Origin of the sequence: Niastella soli, assembly GCF_017742245.1 — a bacterium.
In the GTDB taxonomy this organism is placed as follows: domain Bacteria; phylum Bacteroidota; class Bacteroidia; order Chitinophagales; family Chitinophagaceae; genus Niastella; species Niastella soli.
Map to the genome: position 1 here is coordinate 559,720 of NZ_JAGHKO010000011.1, position 18,352 is coordinate 578,071.

Genomic DNA, 18,352 nt, shown 5'->3' on the forward strand with positions numbered 1-18,352 from the left:
CTTAATGATTAACTCGGCAGCTTGATCAATATTCCCGATAACTTTCAATTAAAAATATTTATGGGGTCTCGAATTATATTATTTAAGACTATGCTGATGGACTCGCAGCCCATATTTTCGAATCAAACAACCTATTCATTTTTCAATGATAATGACGAAAATGAGACTAGTGTTACCTTAATGAGCGAAGGTGAAGCACTTGAATGGCTATTTAAAAATTCAATTTTTAGACGTTTTTTCTTGGAGCAGTTCTTCTCTAACCCTGATAAACAACGAATATTTTTAAGAGTAAAAGAACCACTTACTAGGTATAATTATAAACCGGGAGATATTGATTTATTGATTATAGACCCTAATAATCCTGCGAATGCAATTGCTTTTGAATGCAAAAGAGTAAAATCTGTTGCTATAAATGAGGAGACATCTAAAATAAATAGTATTCAAAAAATAAGAGAGGGTGTAAAGCAGGCCTCAGCATTACAATCTTTAGGCTTTAATAAATCCTATTTACTTATTCTGTTACTTGATGATGGACGTGCATTACTTGACCCCAATACCATGTTTAGGTATGGTAAAACACCCGAAATAAGTCAAATGTATGATTTGCCCTGGAATGAACCATTACAACGGGATGTAGGTATCGTGTTTGTGAAAGTTAACCAAATGACTGGCAAAAGCATAAACCATTCTATAAGCGTGGGCATTTGTATTGAAAAGCAGGCCGAACGCCTTGACCAACTCAATAGTTTAACAGAAAAAATAATAGAAATACTAAAACATCCAGAGGATTTTAATGAAGTTTAAGTAGGCAAATAACAGGGTTATCCATGCTGTACTTTGCCTTGGTATGGTTAGGGAACAGATCGATCACACCGGACTCTAAATTGGGTAGCTTTTTTGTAGGAATTTGATTACGCCATTGATCTTTGTTTTTCTAGAATATTGTTTTGAATTACGCTGTTATGAGAAAAAATAAAAAGGTCACTAAATCTAAACGGGTGAAGATTGTTAGTGAGCCTGAAAGGCTTGAAGTAATAATGGAGGGACGAACGGGAGGCTCAATCAACTTTAGAGGGGTGGATTTTCAAACCATATACGCTGTTTATGCAGCGCTAAGTCACTTGGAACCTGGGGGAACCCGGCAGGTGCATTTTGAGGGTCTGGAGGATCTGGATATGATTGATGAGCATCTGGCAGAGCACATTCAGGTAAAAACCTCTGTCAATCCCATAAATGCCAATGCCCTTTGGGGGTTAAAAGTATTACAGAATTTTTTTGAAGTATATCAAAAGGCGCCAACGGCTAAGTTTCGGCTGGTTCATAATAGCTCCTTTTCGAAAGGAAACCTGGAGATTTTCTCAGCAAGGTCTTTTCCTGCAGACAAATTAGCTTTTTGGAAAGAGAAATTTAACGGGGATGGTCTGCCGGTTTCTAGCGATGAACTCAAGTCGTTTTTTAGACAAATCACCATTGAACAAATTACTACAGAGCAACTGGAAAACGAAATTCGGAAATTACTTTACCAGCGCTATGAAGTCAATAACCAAGCAGAAAGGGCTTTTTTAAAATCTTTATTTTACCATGTTTTTCAGTGGTCAAAAAAGCGTCAAACTGCATCCGTAGAGGATGTAGTAAAGGTGATTCAGATGGTGAAAGACGAGCATGCAAAGTTTCCTGTCAACCCGGCTGTTCAGCATGATTGGATAAAGGAAGTCTCTTACAATGAAAGTGATACTACGGCAATAGATGAATATTATGAGGGGAAAGCGGCCCGACCGGTTCATATTGCCATGGGATTACCTGTTCGCCGGCAGATTTGGGAGGAAGCCATCTTAAACGGGTTGGCATCCTCTAAGGTAACGGTTATTATTAGTTCTAGTGGGCAGGGAAAGTCAACCTTGGCCTGGCAGGTTGGACAAATTGCCGCGATGCAGGGGGATAGTGTTTACCGGTTAAATAGCTGCAGGAGTTGGGAACAAGCTACAGCGGTTTACGATTTTATTGAAACCCGGTTAAGGATTGGTCAAACGCCACTGATTATAATCGATGGATTGGACAGTGGTGTACAGGGGTGGCAAGAGCTCGCAGGACGCATGAGTGATCTACCTGTTAAACTACTCATCACAGCCAGGGAGGAGGACTGGGTGAGATATGGTGGTGATGTTTCTAAAGTAACGATAGAACAAATCCCAATTAAGCTGAGTATCGGTGAAGCTGAGACAATTTATGAGGGCCTTGATAGAATGGGCAAAATTCACAAAGATATCCACGCATGGCAGCCGGCGTGGGAGCAGACCCATAGTAAGGGATTGCTTATTGAATACGTTTACCTGTTGACGAAAGGGGAGATGATAACTGAACGATTAGCCCACCAGGTCAAAGTATTGCAAAGGGAGCAGGGAAGCGCTGCGAAGTTGGAAGTACTTAGGTTAATATGTTTGGCTGATATTTTAAATGTCAAGTTAAGAACGGACCGATTAACACGGTTTATCCAGCAAACCGTTCGCTTTGAAGGTGACCGAAATGAAGTGTACCGTCAATTAGAGAAGGAGTATTATTTAAAATTTGATTCGATTTATGTGGAAGGGCTACATCCGGTAAGATCAAAACACATGGTGGACATTTTGCATTCCCATATTTCCCTGAATGAGACTTTACTAAGTGTATTACAGGTTGTTGAAGGGGATAAGTACTATGATTTTTTTATTGGGTCCCCATTTTTAGTCCGCAACGAAGGAAAGGATGATTATTACAAGGAGGCGGCGAGGATTATCGGTAGTGGCCACGTTATAAATATAGTGTCGGCCATTGATGGTTTAATGCATTTTGAACCTGGTCGCTTTTGGATACACAATCAACGCATTTTTGATGAAGTGTTTGTAACGGGGGGAATTGAACTATTTGTGACCGATACTTTCCCCTTCAACCAGGGAGGGGTGCTGCAAAAGTTCCCAGAAACACATGTAGAAACTTCTGGAGGAAACATTAAGTATTTACAGCAAAAGGGGCGCGAACTTCCAGTTTATTCCTACCAAGATTCAGCTATTATAAATTTAGTGCGGCACCTGGGGGCGATCTTAAAAGAAAGAACAAATGTCAAGTGGACTAAGGGTGTTTTTTATCTGTATAAATGGTTTGATATTCTAGGCGTTGTCTTTCCTGATATCGTTGAAATGGATGATCAGTATTTATTGACTGCATTGGAAAAGGAAGCGATTTCAGATGCTGCCGACCTGTTTCGGTTCTACCGAGCAATCAGGCCTGCCGCCTATCAACAGTTTATTAGCCGCCACAGGGAGACAGTCATCGCCTGGATTAAAAGGAAGTCAGCAATCATTTCCTTAACTGAAAATGGAAATGATGTTCGTATTGGCTACTTGTTCTATCAAGATTACGAAAAGGCGAACGAGGAAAGTATGGTTCGGATCAATATTGTTCATGCCTTTTTTGGGGATTATGAACGCTACTGCACCGAGATATCGCAGCATCCCTTATTTAATGATCACCTTTATGCCGTAGCCAAACAATTTGCCGAGAAGGCGCTGCCTAAAGATCAAATTCCTGATGACTTCGCCATTCATATTAACCAGATTTGGAAAAAGACAATTTTACTCAATTACTCTTCTGCGTCAGTTTACGAGTGGCAAAAGCAATTTTTTGATTTCCGATTTAAAGCCGTAAGCCTGGTAAAGACCAGTCTTAAAGTCTTTGAAGCTTACCTTTCCAGGGACGCTACTAAAATTGACGTAGCATCAAAACGTTGGATGGATGAAGCTGATAAATTCTTAAACGACAAGCAACGATTAAAGCAATTTCCTTATTATACTGTCAAGTATTTTGAAGAGTCTTCCAACCAGGACGAACAGCAGATTAATACGTTTTTTGCCTCTTTTGGAAACTTTATTAATCAAATGCCTGGTATATTTCTGCCCGATGAGGATAAGAAAAGACGCTTATCTATCTATAATCTGAGAAGTGCGGTTTGTAGCCTTGCTGCAATGCAAAAGTCGTATCAAGCTATTTTGGGATATACACATGCGCACTTCTGCGTTGACAAACTCAGTGAGGAGGAAGAGCTAATTTACAGCAAGCTTTTGAAGACTTCGCAGTTCTATGCCCATCTGTTGAAGGGTGGGTCAACCGAAAAATATCCAAACCCGTCCCGCTTTGTGGAGGCTTGGTGGCAAGCGGATAGGAAAGGCCGTTTAGATCGGATACATGCTATTATCAGGGGTTATGAGAAAGTGTCATCGATGCGGTTTTTGCTGCCGAGTGAGACTATTGAAGAAGAGAATTTGACTGGTATCATTATTGGCGTTAAGAATTGTAACCTTTATGATGATAATAATAACTCAGTCTATCACCTGATTTTAGGCCTTCGTGAACTTGGTAAGGCTGAAATTGACTATGTGACCTTTTTGTTTTTGAACGAAAAAAATGAAATCGTAGAAGTTCGAAGAGTGTATAAACGGTTGTTTGAGCGAATGATGGTTTTTGCCCAAACTAAAGATTTGGATATCGACGGAAACGGAAATTTAATAATTCAAGAAAATGTTAGCGATTCTTTTATCGGCAAGGTTAGGGGGCAGATCTCGCTGTTAAATGAGGAGGCCGATGAACAGGATCAGCGCTATGTATTGATGATGCTGAACATTTGGCAGCTGTCTGCTTATCGTAGTAACTTATCGAACCATCCGGTAGAAAGGGAATGGCTAGCAGCGTTAGAGGGAGAGTTAAAGCCCATTATTCTGCAGCACTTTACTATTGTATGGGATAATCCAAAAAGAGTTTACTTGCCCGGTAAAGCGGAAGTGCAAAAATTCCTGGATGGCGAAGTGACATTTAGTTTTGAGCAAATTCGGAGCTACATTGAGGATTGCGGAAAGGCTTTTGGAAAGGAATCTTTTGTGTAACTTTTTTGGCATAAGACAACCGTCAAAGCAACTTTTAACGTTTCCGAATTTAAGACATCGAGAAGAGTCAAGGCATCTTAAACAAACGTAAGCAATAGCTTCCGCCTTTTGCTTTTTTTCATTACCTTGATATGCGAGAACGGCAAATCCAACCATTGCCGCAAAGCGTACTAATTGATAATAGCCGTAAGGCATATTCGCCAGGCACAATAAAAATAGCAAAGCAAGAACGATCTTAATTACCTTGTCCATTAAGTAAAATTTAATTCAATGTCAAAAATGTCATCTACACCATAGTTGCCACCTATAAAATAATCAATTTGCTTTGGGAATTTTATAATGAGCAATTCTTCCGATAATTTGATTCTTGCTTTTACGAGTTGAAGAAATTGAACTTCGTTTGGATGTACTCCCTTGTCAGCCTCAATCATTCGCAGAATAACATCCAATAATATAATTTTTTGCTGCTCTGACATTTCGCTTTCGGGTAAGGAAGAAAGGAAGCTGTTAATTGCTTCCTTACCTTTTGTATTTATTTCCCCAATAATTTCTTTCAAGGTTAGGTCATATTCAAAATCCAGAAAGTATGCTGTATTTTTAATGATTGATTTTACTTCTTCCATTTCAGCTTCATGAATTTCTCCATCCACTGCGATTGTAGTAACTGCAGTACGAAAAAGAAGCTGTTGAAATATTTCTGATTTCATAACCTAATAGTATTTAGTTTTACTAAAATCACTGCAAGTACAAATATTAATGCACCAATAAAATATAGACCTAAAAGGAAACTGGCAATGTAGATTATATTCTGGTGAAATGAAAAGAAAGAAAAAACAAATACAGGAATTTTCCAAAGGGCCAAATACATGACAAAAATGGTTACAATAAAACCTACTATTCTTATCAGCCAATGGGGCTTTTTTTCATCTCGGGAATATAAGTTCATGATTTTTGTCATTGGGGTAAGAATAATATACATTGAAATCAATAATGTCAAAGAAAATGATATAATATTTTTATCATAGAGAATGTTATTTGTCCTCTTCACGAATTCACTATCTGAAATCGAACCAAACATTGTTTTAATAACCAACAAAATGTAATTACCCATTTCTTCTACAGCTTGAAGAAAATTACTGGAGCTTTTTAAGGTATATACACTTAGTAGTAAAACGAATAGCCAAACAAAAAAAGGTGTAAGGCGAAAAAGTATTTGCTTTGCTCTCGGCTTGCTAAAAAAAGAAAATGGGATTTCTTCTTTAACTATTCCTTTCGCATCTTCTTTTGACATTCCCAATGGCTTTATATATGCCCCCAAAGGCAACCAACCTAAAATATACGTCGTGCCATTGATTTCTTTTTTGAGCAAAGAAAACCAAGGATTTAAGAAAAATGCAAACTCTATGATTTTAACTTTCCAAATTTTACAGAGCCATACATAAATAAAATTACTAAGCGAAATTGCTAGAAAAACCATTGCGCCTAATCGAAAAGCATTATAGCTAAAAATAAACATTAGATTAGAAGCCAATTTTTGTATTTATTTCTTTTTGAGCAGATTTAGGCAACTGGTTGATGAGGGCACTATCAATCTCACTAAGTCTGTCCCAATTCTGGCTTTCAATAGCAAATCTCCCCGCATCAATCAAGGACTTGGCTTGCGTTTGATCATTCATCTTAGTAGATTTTTGAGAAAGGTCCTTGAAAATCGAGATTAAAAATTCAGGTGTCCGCCAAAGGATCGTTACTACTATGGCATGCAATTCCTCAGTTTTTTCCTGTATTTTTATTGGGTTGGTGGAGCTTAAGAAAGCAGATTCCTGCACAACAATATCATTGAAATGTTTATGCTCATAATCATTGCCATTTTCATTTAATAATTTTTGACATTTTTCTTTAGTATCAAAATAATCAACTTTAGCTGCCGCTGTTCTTTTGTCTTTCGTAGCATTATCAATGGCTTGAGCGAGTTTTCTTTTCCTATCTTCAAGCTGATATCGTTTATCTGTTACATCATCATCAGTTAAAGCCTCGGCATTTTCGGAAATGTTTTCCATGTCCTTTTTTAGGCAGGAAAGCTCTTTTGCGGCTTCAAAGTTTTCTTTTTCCGTTGCTTCTTCAATTTCCTCCTCTAACTTATCGGATAGACTTTCAATATCCAATTTTAGAGCATTAATGGGAGTATGTCTCTCCTTTGGGTTAAAGGTTTGTTTGAACTCCTGATCTGCCATGTTTAAATACACGGAGATAGTTAAATCTCTGGACTCAGTCATTTGTAGTGTAACCTCAATATCTGAGCCTTTGTGTACATCTCTTGCAATATTTCTACCAGAAAGTTCCATAAAGCCAATTGATTTATTTGCTTCAGGTAAGGATGTTTGGGGCCCCTCTAAAACATTAACCCGAATAATTTCTTCAGTCGAGCCCTTTATTACAGTTTTGTTTAGAATTCTTGTAAATGTTCTTTTAAGAGGCAAGATTGAGTTTTTTTGAAATGCTGGCAATAGTTTTGTCTCCCCTTTTAAATCATCATCATCCACTTCCAAGCAAATATCCTCGGGTAGGGGTTGACCACTTATGCCAAAACCACTGTTTATTCCAATCATATCAACATCTGTTTCAACTATATTATTTTGATTGTCATAAACTGTAATTTTAAAAAAGTTATAAGCATTTTCAACCAGTGGTAAATCTTCATTAATCCTTTCGGTTAGTTTCTTTAACCCAGTATCAAATCCTCCATCCTCTCTTGTTATTCGATAAAAAAGGCCATTTATATCGCCTGAGATCCTTGCCGAAAATAGTTCCTCCTTTTCTTTTGATGCTTTTTGGTATGCAGCCCTGATAGATATACTTGTTCCTTTTTTAGGTTTATCATCATTGGGTAACTGTTTAGGCTTTGTAGCTGCATAATAAGCTGCACCAATAGCTACTGCTGTTGTTGGATCAATTTCACAATTAATTGGAATTTGTAAAACTTCCTCAACTCGTTGCCGAACAAAAGGTATAAAGGTGGAGCCTCCGACCATTAAAGTAAATTGAACATCATTTGCTTTCAAAGTATTCCTGGTCAAAATCTTTTTAACCATCTCAATAGTACTGTCGGTATGCTGTTTTATCAGTTCATTAAATTCTGAACGTGTAATAGTAAGCTCGAAATCCACATCAGCGTTATTCTCATCTTGAAATCCTGTTACTTCTATTTCTGTTGATGACCTTGCAGAAAGATCAATTTTAGCTTTTTCTGCTGAATTCAATAGGATATAATATTTGGCGTTATACTTTCCTGAAGCACTTTTCATTTCATCTTCAAGGTTCTCAAAACTGTACCTTTCAGTAATTTTGGGAATGAGAATTTTCTCTACAATCAACCTGTCAAAGTCAGAGCCACCTAAGAAATTATCCCCTTCATGGTCTAATACTTTCATTTCTCCATCCTTAATTTTAATGAGGGCTACATCGAATGTACCTCCTCCAAAATCATAAACCAGCCATTGACCATCAGTTAAGTCTTTTTCTTTTTTCATATTGGCATATGCTAAACTTGCCGCAATTGGTTCTTGCAATAAAACTACTTGCTTAAATCCAGCCTGAATTCCTGCTTCCTTTGTTGCATTGGATTGTATTGTATCAAATGAAGCTGGAATGGTAATAATAGCCGCCTGTGGGGATTCACCAGGCGGCAAAAAAGTCTTTAGTTCTTTAAGAACAATAGCTGAAAGTTCTATAGGTGTTTTGGATTCGCTTATTGACTTGATTTTAAAACTCTCCGATGTTCCCATTTTTCTTTTAAAAACACCAACAACACTTTTTGGATCTTTTTCTAAAAGCTCTTTGGCTTTGCTTCCAACAAATATTTTATCTTTTTTAAACCCGACAACAGAAGGTAGTGTGTTTCTGCCATAGTCAGTTGGATTATTAAAGACGTTTATTTCCCCTTTGACAAATTTTGCTATAGCTGAGTTTGTTGTACCTAAGTCAATTCCTATATTGATCATGTTTTCCATGGTATCGTTATTGTGGTTTAGTTTGTTTTTTTGATTCTACAACTACAATTGCTTTTTGAACAATTATATTCATTCCTCCCTTGCGATAACGAATAATAGGCTTAATCACTTCAATGATTTTTAAATTTTCCGTACTTGTTCCAGCAATACTTGCTTCGCAGTCTGTTCTTGTTTCGTTATAATCTTCGCCTAATGGGTTATAATAGATGAATCCCTGCGGTTCACCTCCGGTTTGATTGCCTAAATCGTTTTCAAGAATCTCCTTGAGCTTATTAATATTACGTTGTATTGAGTGGGGCTCTTGAATTTGAGCTATTTTTTTTTCAATCTCAAATACTTGGTTAACGATATCAAGGAAAAATTTTGGTGCCTTTATTTGTTCTTGCATTCTAAATGTTTAGTTGTAGAAGAAATCTGATTCAGAAGTCTGTTTTGTTGACATATTACCATTGGCAACTGTATAAAGTGTTATCGAACCCGTTGTATAGCTATAATCTGAATTCTCAACTGTTATACGATCACTATAATTATCCGATTTGCTAAAATGCACATCAGATTCAAACGCACCTTTTGTGCCGCAAAAATTTTCCAATTTTGGATTCCAATCATTACCATAATACACCTTAAGATAGTACGTGCCGCTGGGAACATTTGTCATTTTAAAACTAGATCCGGCTTTTATATATTCATTTCTTATTGTTGTTCCAGTCATTACATTTACAAGACAAACTATTGCATCTGAAGCATTGCTATTGTCAAAGTTAATCCATGCTTGACCTGCATATCTTCCTTTACCAAAACAGCCATCAAGAGGTGATGCGCCATCTTTTAATTGATTTCCCTTGTAGGGGCTTTCTGTTTTAATCGGCTCCGTGTACATTGGAGTTACATTCGTAACTGAGGTGTCGTATGTTTTGGGGCTATATGAATTACTGTTGTTGGGTGTGGAATAGTCAGTGCTTTTGTAACTGCTAGGAGAACTTGGGGAATTGCTGGAATTTGCTAAATAGGAAATAAATCCGATAATGGCAGCAATACCTAATAACCACAAGCATCCAGAATTATCTGTGGTGGATGTTGAACTGCTGCTTGATGTAGTGTTTTTAGTTGTTCGTCCAGTTTTGTGGATTTCTTGCTGCTTCGCATCAATTTTACGTTTTAACTCGTTTAGTTGGCTTTTTGCTTCAAGTAAATTTTGAGTTGTTGTCTGATTTAATTTATCAATACTATGTGCTTTAGTAATTAAAGCAATGGCCGCATTAATATCGCTATAGTTATTCCAAACCTCAACTGATATTGCACGAAATATTAGTGCTATTTGATTCCTTATTTCATCAAATGTAGAGTCTAATGCATTAACTTCGGCAATATCAATTTTAGACGAAATCCAAGTTGTTAAATTTGAAACTGTCAGGGTTTTGTTCTTTAAGCCTTCAATTTTGGATTTTGCATCAAGAATAAGTGAAGCATATTTTCTTAAAATCGGCTCATGCCTGGCTTCTTCATCTCGTCTGCTTTTAATTGCATTAAGTTGGTTGTAATCTTCGGTCAGGCTTTGTTTTGAAATTCCGTTTATATCAAAATCCAAAGCATAAGAAATTAAGTCAAGAGCCACATTAGCATCATTGAATGTATTAAATACGTTGACCGATAAATTTCTAATTGAAGTAGCGCATTGATTTCTCGTGCTTTGAAAGTATTGAGGTAAAGTATTTATTTTATCTATATCAAGTTTTTCCTGAACCAAAAATAAAACTTCTTCTATGTTAGTCTCATCATAAATACTTTCTTCATTTTTAATATCCCGTGTGGCTTGGTCAATTTCATTGATGCTTTCTTTAATAGTTGCCCCCAGACTTTTATAAAGTTTGTCTTTGTCAAAATGGTTAACAGGTGGGTTTATGGATAGGATTTTATTAAGAAGATCTATGTTGTTATTTTGATACGCTTTGAATAACGCTCTGTCATATTGTTCGGAAAACCATGGGCTAATTAAATTTATAAATTCAGGAAGTTGATAAATACTTTCTTGCCTGAATGAAGAAAAAATATTTTCTTTTCCTGTAGCCAAAAAATCATTTAAGTCAGAATAATTGGCAATAAAATGATAAAACTCTATTTTGTCATTTGATTCCAACTCATTTATAGCTTTTTCACAGTCAGACTTTGCCAAACTGGTTCCCTTATATTCAAAATGGTGGTCGTCTGAAAGGTCAATATCAGCAAATAAGATTCTCTTGGCCTTTTTGATAATGGCACTATCTATATTATTTACTTCAGCTTTTTGAAGATTCAATATTTCAATAGGATTGATAAATCTCATTTAATTACCTTCTTCGTGTTACAATATAAAATTGCCAAGTATATTTTGTATTGCTTTGCAATGTTTCAGTACCATAGTTAGGAATAACTCCTGGAGCAGAAGCAATAAAATTATAAGTTGTTGGAGAAAGTGCAATATTCCTTTTTTCCTTTGGAGTAAAAGAATAGAATTGGGAGTTTAATTTTAAAGTGAGAGTAAGGGAAGTGTTATTAAAGATTTCAATTTGAGATTCGTAATCTTCAGTCGAACCGTTAGGAGTAAATAGTCCGTCTTCACTTTTAGGTAGTTGCTTTCCAATCGTAACGAATGATTTGTGAACATAACCGGTTTTGTTTGTTCTAATATCAATTATGTTATAAAAATCATATTCTGTTTCGAGCGAAACGATAAATATTTGTGTGCCCGGCTTTAAGGAACTGATTGTTTTGTATTCTGAGCCAGGCCCTTCCCTGAAATTTACTTGTTTACTAATCGCCCCAAGATATGATTGCCCAGTGGCAATCAATACATGGCAAATAATTAGAGCGCAAAGAAACAGTTTTCTCAAATTACTTTTCTGCAGAAACAAGAATGGAAAAAAGATTCTGGATGAAACGGTTAGTGTTCCGCTATACGGTGGCTTTCGAAAGATCATAAAAAGGGTTTAAGGCGGCGGTGGTTACTCAAATAAATATACGCTTCTTTTACCGCCCTTCAAAATAGAGCCATTTTATTGATCTAAATCAATATTTCGTAATTAATAAGCATGAAAACTATCCGCTGTCAGCGATTGGAAATATTCTCGTTAATCAAGTCTTGGTAGGAGATTTGTCAAGGTCAGTGGAAGTTTTGTAAAGTGGTGGGGTTAACCATGTAATTTAAGAAAAGCCTCAAGTAGCACTTTGCCAGTAGATATTTATTTAGGGGGTAAAGTTATTAAACAGTAAACTTTGGCAACTGCGAAGCCGTTTTTATCGGCCATAATTGCAACGTGTCAACGAAACAAGAAATGTGATTTGTTCCAAAAGATCTACCGTTTGTCATATCTACTAGACCTACCATAAAACTTCATTTTAAAAAGCTAGTCAATATCTGAAACTTTCACTCAATCTCGTTGATTTGCAGAAGGGTCGAAAAACTTCTCAATATCTCTTTTTCTGGCCTCCTCATCTATATCATCGCGAAATGCAATATTCAACTTATTACATAAAGCTGAAGCACAGTTTACATTTTTCAACTCCGCTAATTGGCTTATTCGCTTTCTTTGAGCTTCTGTTAAAGGTCCAAGTTGCTTTTCATTGTATAACAATATATCGCATACTACACTTCCCATTCTGTCAAAAAGAATCTGGTCATAAGAGTTTAAGTCACTCCAATCATTGCCTAACTCATTTTTCAACTTCTCATATTGTCCGCCAAATTGTTCATCCATTAAATCAGATGTGTGAACCAATTGTAAGTAATACTGCTTAGCGAGTGATTCATGAAACTGATGTTTTTTGAAATCGTAATACTTATTGATAAACGCAGAACGAAATTGAGCTAAAGAAGTTTCGACCGTTTGAATAACTACAGATGCTTGATTAGGGCCAAGATGGATCAATTTTTCCTCCGGAATATAGAAGAGTTCTGAATTTAATAAATTCTTTACCTTTTCACGCAAGGATGGCATCATAATTAAAGACTGCTTCGAAATTTTTGCAAAAATTCTTTCACAAACCCATAAGTATCGCATAATCGGCCTGTCTGAGAGGTGAAAAAGACACAAATTCAGCCAATCTTCCAATAACTCTGATATAGATTTCCTATTGTAACTAATGGAATCGAGCCCAACTGCTTTAGCTTGAAATAAAAAATGAAGTACATGCGGGTAATAATAATAGTTAACGGGATAGGGATTTTCCAATAGTAACCTGGAAAAAAAAGTGTACTCATTAAATGAGTATTTAGACCGATTATTCACGAGGCGGGTCACAAGTTTATCTGCAACATAATTAATTTCAAATCTAACTCTTATGTTTTGAAAAACGGAATAAACAGATGTCGAAATATCTTCCTGGTCAAGGAGCTTTAAAGCCTCATTCTCAGGATGATTTTTGAAGTAAATTTCTCTCGCAGCTTCCTCAACTTTCCCTCGAACGCGCGCAGCTTTCTCCTTTACTTCATCAATAAATTCATCCAATCTTTCTATTCTTATTTCAGAGGCAAATACTTTTTCAATTTGATCAAGAATCTTCTCTTTTACCATGGGTAAAATTTGAGTAGCACCAACATATTGATCCAGTTCCAGGAACTTTTCGGGTAAATCTGTATGTTTAATTGCCAGGATGGGAGTAAGCTTCCCAGCCAGCGTATCTCTATCATACAATTGAATATACCAGCCGTTGCTGACTACAAAATATCTACAGTTAACCTCTGGGTGTTGGCTATAAAAAAAAGCCTGTTCCACATCTTTTGCACGTATCTTGGGAGGACGTAAAGGATTTCGACATTTTCCTTCTTTTGCTTCTATTAGCCAGAAGTATTGCTTTCGAAGGCTACATATATAATCTAACTTAATTCTTTTACTGCCAGGATAAAGTGATAAATTATTCAATGGGAAGCTCTGCTCAAGAGAAATCGAATAATCGGTCCCACTTTGGTATCCCAACAATTTAAGAAGCTCAATCAAAAAAAATTCCCTTACTTCAGTTTCATTGTATTTGGAAAAATCCAATTTGGAGAGTCTTTTCAGTTGCAACAATTCGGCATCGCTAATTAGAGGGCGAAATTTTTTCATATTTCGAACAATGTAGACTGCAAGACTAGATTCGTTGATTACTCAGGTCAACATGGTTGATCCGGTAAAAATTAATTTGGCGAGCAGGTACAATATTTTTTAAAAGCTTATCTTAATTGGGGCAATATAAAACACTTTTTAATTCTATTAAACAATATATTATATTTGTTCTGACAGGCAGAAACTGTTAAAAAGTGTGCGAAACAGGCACACTAACGGGCACGTAAATAGGCTCTTTAATTATTTGTGACACACCTTTGACACACCAGGGTTTAAATAATTGATATCCAGAATTTAAGAATTCCTGTTCTGGGCACGAAAAGTAAAAGAGCCTCAAGTCGTTGAACTTGAGGCTCTTTTACTTTAAATCAATTTTTCCTTTTTTGACGGCCAAATTTCAAATCGTTTCACTTTCAGAAACTAAGTTTGCTCCTATTCGCCATCGCTTCTTTGCACAATCTTAGGAACATACAGGTGTATTTTAAAATTTCCTATTATTGGGATAACCTAAATCTTCTATCTCCTGGTTCGATAATTCTCTTACGTGGGGCACCACATTGGAAAGCTCCGAATTTTTGGAACTTTCTTTATTTTCAGCTGAATTCGGCATAAAAAGCAAGATGTTATTGAATTATCAATCTGTCCGTAAGCTTTTCATTGGAATACTGATAGCCGCTTTGATCGCCTGGAAGCATATCGTCAACATCGCGACACCTATGATTCCTATGCAAGATATTCCGAAAACCCACCATTCGATATTTATCCTATATGCGTAGTCTTGCAGCCACTTATTCATTAACCACCACGTTATTGGCGTTGCAATGAATATAGCCACGAGAACAAGTTTCAAAAAATCCTTTGAAATCAGGCCGATAATTGTTGAAACCGATGCGCCTAACACTCTGCGTATACTGATCTCTTTGGCGCGGTTGGCAACTGCGAGTGCTGAAAGCCCCAGTAGGCCTAAACATCCAAGAAAAATGGCAATCCCGCCAGCCCAACTAATAATATAGCCCAATCTTGTTTCCGCTTCATAGAATCGGTTAATATCCTCATCGAGAAACTCATATTTGAGTGGGTATTCGGAGGCAATTTTTTTCCATGCGGAATTTACCGAAGCCAAAGCTTCTGAAGGATCGCCTGGCTTCAGGCGCACATAAAAAAAGGTTAAATGTTGCCATTCTGGGGCAAACTCATGAAATAATATCGGCTGTACACGATCAGTTAGGGCCTCATAGTTAAAATCGCGGACAACGCCTATCACCGTCGGGTTTTCAGCACCGTACTTATCATAGCCCTCCAATTTTCGGCCAATGCAATCTTTGAGCGGCCAACCCAATTCGTTTATCATGGATTCATTAACGATGACCGCGTTCACAGTGTCTGAAGCAATTGCCCAATCGAAATTTCTTCCAGCAACTATTTGCATACCCAAGGTTGGAATGTAGTCAGGATCAATAAGAAATTGTTTAATTTTTATAGACTTCTGCTGATAACTAAAGTCTGTGAAGCCTGTACCTTCATGTTCACCGAGACCGTTGTCGGCACTTGTCACACCCAAAATTCCGGGATACCCGGAAAGGTCCTGTTTGAAGAGCGGGAAAAGGCGCCTCGTATCCGATACGCCAAACGCTTCCACCACAAGCACATTCTCTTTCGAAAAACCAAGGTCTTTCGATTGAATGTAGCGTAATTGCTGAATGATGATTATTGCAGAAACAATAAGCGCGGCGGAAAGTATAAACTGAAAAGTGACCAATGTCTTTGTAAAGAAATTGGCGCCGCCTAGCTTGATTTTAGCCTTCAATACGTCCACCGTATTAAAGCCCGACAATACTAATGCAGGGTAGCATCCCGAGAGGAAGCCAACAATCAGCACTAACCCAACAATGAGGCCGGTTAACTGCGGGAATTGCCCGAAAGAGAAACTCATATCCCTGCCGGACAATTGATTGAAGGAAGGAAAAAGCAGCCATACAAGTACCAAACTTATCAACGTCGAAAAAAAAGCAAGTAGTAATGATTCTGACAAAAACTGAACCAGCAAAGCCTTTCTGGTCCCGCCAATAACTTTTCGGACGCCTACCTCTTTTGCACGGCTTGCTGAACGGCCTATGGAAAGCGTGGTGAAATTAATGCAAGCAATTAATAAAACTCCAGCAGCGATAGTTAGTAGTATCCAAATCGATTTTGGATCGACAGGGGGAATATTGATGCCAACCAGTGCCGGATTAGTGTGCATTTTTTTTATTGGTTCCAGGTCGTACCCGCCCCGACCTTTATCGGGGAAATGCCTGTGCCAGAAGTCTGCCAGTATTTTATTGTTACTCGCTAATGTGCTTCCGGGCTTCAGCTGAACAAAGGTCATAAATGATCTCCCTTCCCAGTTATTTGCACCAACTCTTTTTGCCATACTGTTTACAACCAAATCAAAGTTAGCCAGCATGCTGAATTGGAATGAAGAGTTGGACGGGGGATCTTTTATTATTGCCGTAACTATAAAGGTTTCAAACACATCGAACGTCTTTACCTGTAATGATTCGCCGATGGCGTTTGTTTTGCCGAACAACCGTTGAGCGGTTGCTTCCGTTAACACCATACTATGCAAATCACTGATAGCCGATTGAGCATTCCCATACTTGAATTTAAAGGAAAAAACATTGAAGAATGTGGGATCGGCATAGGCTAAATTTTCTCGTATCCCCACATCCTTGATTTTTATGAATTGTTCGTAGGCCTGAACATATCGAACATAATTCTCTACTCCCGGCAACTCATATTTCATCGCTGGACCCAAAGGTATTGAGGTATAAATGGGCTCAGGACCTGGTTCTCCCTCTCCTTCTACAACCAGATAGGTGTTGTTGGCATTTTTATGGAAGCTATCAAAGCTAAATTCATTGATGGCATACAACATAAATAGGCTGAAACAGGCAATACCTATAGACAACCCCAACATGTTGATAAGGGACAATGACAATTGTTTTGCCAGTGTGCGAAGGGCTATTTTAAAATAATTTCTAATCATATAATCGCGGTCTTTGGCGAATAAAACCCGGATTCCTGCGGCTATGCAGAAAACCGGGAACAACGAGGTGAATATAAATTAAAGCATTCGTGCCAGCAAATCCAAACCCTTGTCCCAATTTTTCTTTATTTTCATAATGATCCAACTTTCCCAAAATCAACACACTTATCCTTCAAATCTGCACATCTATTGCCCAAATCAGCACGAGTATCAAATGTGACCAGGGTTTCTTTTTTAAGTGGGCGGCAGGGTTATATATTCGCCGCGCTCTATATGATACCTGCCAGAACCTGCCAATGAGAAAAGCAACTGTAATGGCAAACAATTTTTGGTTTACACTGATACGATAGACGTGCCCAATCGTGATGAGGGAACAACATTCCAGTTATTTACAGCACCCTGAATCGCAGTTCCCAGTTGGATGGAACTGCAGGATGCCAAAATATCATTGAATTGCCTGTAAGTGGCAGGAAAATCAACCTGCGTATAATTTCATTGTTTATTAATAACAGGTTACAGTTCAGTGGAAAAACTGTTTTGTCAGTTCTGGGTGCCAAAAAAGAAAAGGCTTTAAGTGTTTGGACTTGAAGCCTTTTTTATTAAAACTATTTTATATTTTGACGACCCGAGAGGTTTTGCACTACTGGCGGACGGAAACCCTGGTTCCACTTTTACTTAAGATTGTAATTTGAATTTGTCAAATGATAGCATATTAGGTCAGTAGCTGGCTTATCAGGTTCATTTGAATCCTTAAACGAGCATTTTTCCAACAACTTTATAGAACGCTTATTATCTCTGTGAGAGTATGCTTCAATTTTTTGAACGTTAATAGTGTTGAATGAATATTCAATAACTTTTTCTATAGCTTCCCTCATTATTCCCTGTCCCTGGAAATTTGTCAAAAGTTCATAGCCAATTTCACACGTGTCATTTTCATCTGAAAAGCTAAAAAGACAAGTTGTTCCAATCAAAATGTTTTTGTTACGCAATGTTATCGCCCAATATAAGGAGTCGTTTTTATCAGTATTCTCATTGACCTTATTTATAAAATTCCTTGCATCATCAATAGTATTGCTAATTGCTCTGTCAAGATATTTATTTATTTCACTATCAGAACGCAAAGCGAAAATTTCTTGTTCATCATTAATATCAGGTCGTCTGAGAGTAAGCCTTTCCGTTGTCAAGATTGGAAAAGGCGTGAAAGTTCTATTTAACATGCTGACGTATTTGGCTTGTTACAAACGCTGGTCGTCATAGTCTGACCGCTAACACTTAAATATACGACGTTAACCGATCTTGATCTAAAAAAAAAATAAGCGACCG

At 37.3% G+C, this 18,352-nt stretch carries 11 protein-coding genes and 1 pseudogene; 2 read left to right on the forward strand and 10 right to left on the reverse strand.

Annotated elements, in window-relative coordinates; all coding sequences use genetic code 11:
* Positions 1-21: 21 nt before the first annotated feature.
* Both J7I42_RS28220 and J7I42_RS28225 read left to right on the forward strand, forming a co-directional pair.
* Positions 22-804, forward strand: coding sequence for a hypothetical protein (locus J7I42_RS28220; protein WP_209142537.1), 783 nt, complete (start codon positions 22-24; stop codon positions 802-804).
* A 158-nt stretch (positions 805-962) separates the two neighbouring features.
* Positions 963-4,913: a dsDNA nuclease domain-containing protein gene (locus tag J7I42_RS28225; protein WP_209142539.1), complete on the forward strand. Its 3,951-nt coding sequence runs from the start codon at positions 963-965 to the stop codon at positions 4,911-4,913.
* Between the two features lie 90 nt (positions 4,914-5,003).
* Here the strand turns inward: J7I42_RS28225 and J7I42_RS35760 are convergent.
* The 10 genes and pseudogenes from J7I42_RS35760 to J7I42_RS28270 all read right to left on the reverse strand — a co-directional run.
* Positions 5,004-5,165 (reverse strand): annotated as a pseudogene (locus J7I42_RS35760) (DUF6804 family protein); the annotation flags it as partial.
* Positions 5,165-5,620 carry a TerB family tellurite resistance protein gene (locus J7I42_RS28230; RefSeq protein WP_209142541.1) on the reverse strand — a complete coding sequence of 152 codons (456 nt, stop codon included), beginning with the start codon at positions 5,618-5,620 and terminating at the stop codon, positions 5,165-5,167. The pseudogene J7I42_RS35760 and the gene J7I42_RS28230, both read right to left, overlap by 1 nt.
* Positions 5,617-6,444, reverse strand: a complete 828-nt coding sequence (locus tag J7I42_RS28235; RefSeq protein ID WP_209142543.1) for an RIP metalloprotease — start codon at positions 6,442-6,444, stop codon at positions 5,617-5,619. Before J7I42_RS28235 ends, J7I42_RS28230 begins: the two co-directional genes overlap by 4 nt.
* Positions 6,434-8,920 carry an Hsp70 family protein gene (locus J7I42_RS28240; protein WP_209142545.1) on the reverse strand — a complete coding sequence of 829 codons (2,487 nt, stop codon included), beginning with the start codon at positions 8,918-8,920 and terminating at the stop codon, positions 6,434-6,436. The genes J7I42_RS28235 and J7I42_RS28240 overlap by 11 nt, the downstream gene beginning before the upstream one ends.
* Positions 8,921-8,927: 7 nt before the next feature.
* Entirely contained in the window at positions 8,928-9,308 is a 381-nt protein-coding gene (locus tag J7I42_RS28245) for a hypothetical protein (protein ID WP_209142547.1), read from the reverse strand.
* 9 nt (positions 9,309-9,317) lie between these two features.
* Positions 9,318-11,243 (reverse strand): hypothetical protein, encoded by a 1,926-nt coding sequence (locus tag J7I42_RS28250; protein WP_209142550.1) that lies wholly within the window; start codon positions 11,241-11,243, stop codon positions 9,318-9,320.
* A 4-nt stretch (positions 11,244-11,247) separates the two neighbouring features.
* Positions 11,248-11,877 (reverse strand): SH3 domain-containing protein, encoded by a 630-nt coding sequence (locus J7I42_RS28255; protein ID WP_209142552.1) that lies wholly within the window; start codon positions 11,875-11,877, stop codon positions 11,248-11,250.
* 450 nt (positions 11,878-12,327) lie between these two features.
* On the reverse strand, positions 12,328-14,001 hold the full coding sequence (locus J7I42_RS28260) for a type I restriction enzyme HsdR N-terminal domain-containing protein (protein WP_209142554.1): 1,674 nt from the start codon (positions 13,999-14,001) through the stop codon (positions 12,328-12,330).
* 634 nt (positions 14,002-14,635) lie between these two features.
* Positions 14,636-17,029, reverse strand: a complete 2,394-nt coding sequence (locus tag J7I42_RS28265; protein WP_209142556.1) for an ABC transporter permease — start codon at positions 17,027-17,029, stop codon at positions 14,636-14,638.
* Between the two features lie 671 nt (positions 17,030-17,700).
* The gene (locus J7I42_RS28270; protein ID WP_209142558.1) at positions 17,701-18,246 is read right to left on the reverse strand and encodes a GNAT family N-acetyltransferase; all 546 of its coding nucleotides are present in this window, start codon (positions 18,244-18,246) and stop codon (positions 17,701-17,703) included.
* Positions 18,247-18,352: the final 106 nt, after the last annotated feature.

What these genes read in the sequence shown, in the direction of transcription:
- J7I42_RS28225 (WP_209142539.1), top strand. Translation starts at nt 963, where the DNA reads ATGAGAAAAAATAAAAAGGTCACTAAATCTAAACGGGTGAAGATTGTT.
- J7I42_RS28230 (WP_209142541.1), bottom strand. Translation starts at nt 5,620, where the DNA reads ATGAAATCAGAAATATTTCAACAGCTTCTTTTTCGTACTGCAGTTACT.
- J7I42_RS28240 (WP_209142545.1), bottom strand. Translation starts at nt 8,920, where the DNA reads ATGGAAAACATGATCAATATAGGAATTGACTTAGGTACAACAAACTCA.
- J7I42_RS28245 (WP_209142547.1), bottom strand. Translation starts at nt 9,308, where the DNA reads ATGCAAGAACAAATAAAGGCACCAAAATTTTTCCTTGATATCGTTAAC.
- J7I42_RS28250 (WP_209142550.1), bottom strand. Translation starts at nt 11,243, where the DNA reads ATGAGATTTATCAATCCTATTGAAATATTGAATCTTCAAAAAGCTGAA.
- J7I42_RS28255 (WP_209142552.1), bottom strand. Translation starts at nt 11,877, where the DNA reads ATGATCTTTCGAAAGCCACCGTATAGCGGAACACTAACCGTTTCATCC.
- J7I42_RS28260 (WP_209142554.1), bottom strand. Translation starts at nt 14,001, where the DNA reads ATGAAAAAATTTCGCCCTCTAATTAGCGATGCCGAATTGTTGCAACTG.
- J7I42_RS28265 (WP_209142556.1), bottom strand. Translation starts at nt 17,029, where the DNA reads ATGATTAGAAATTATTTTAAAATAGCCCTTCGCACACTGGCAAAACAA.
- J7I42_RS28270 (WP_209142558.1), bottom strand. Translation starts at nt 18,246, where the DNA reads ATGTTAAATAGAACTTTCACGCCTTTTCCAATCTTGACAACGGAAAGG.